The sequence below is a fragment of the Vogesella mureinivorans genome, assembly GCF_007644035.1.
GTDB classification, from domain to species: Bacteria; Pseudomonadota; Gammaproteobacteria; order Burkholderiales; family Chromobacteriaceae; genus Vogesella; species Vogesella mureinivorans.
The window spans coordinates 1-358 of the sequence record NZ_VMTV02000947.1; the positions used below are offsets into that span (position 1 = coordinate 1).

The following is a 358-nucleotide window of genomic DNA, read 5'->3' on the forward strand; positions in this document are numbered from 1 at the left end:
CTCCGCAGCCGCCACCCGCTGCGGAAGATGTAGGTCACAGCCACCAGGCAGACGAGGAAGAACAGGCCGATCATCGCGGCCGAGAGCATGGGGGCCACGTCGGACTGGCCGTAGAAGGCCCAGCGCATGCCGGAGATCAGGTAGACGACGGGGTTGAACAGGGACACGGTCTGCCAGAACGGCGGCAGCATGCTGATCGAGTAGAAGGCGCCGCCAAGAAAGGTCAGCGGGGTCATCACCATCAGAGGGATCACCTGCAGCTTCTGCCAGTCGTTCGCCCACAGGCCGATCAGGAAGCCGAACAGCGAGAAGCTGGCGGCCGTCATGACCAGGAAGAACAGCATCCACAGCGGGTGCT

General features: G+C 63.7%; 1 protein-coding gene. It reads right to left on the reverse strand.

Going from position 1 to position 358, the window contains the following annotated elements; translation table 11 throughout:
* On the reverse strand, positions 1-344 hold a 344-nt coding region (locus FLQ44_RS21270; RefSeq protein WP_240801369.1), incomplete at its 3' end, for an ABC transporter permease.
* Positions 345-358 lie beyond the last annotated feature (14 nt).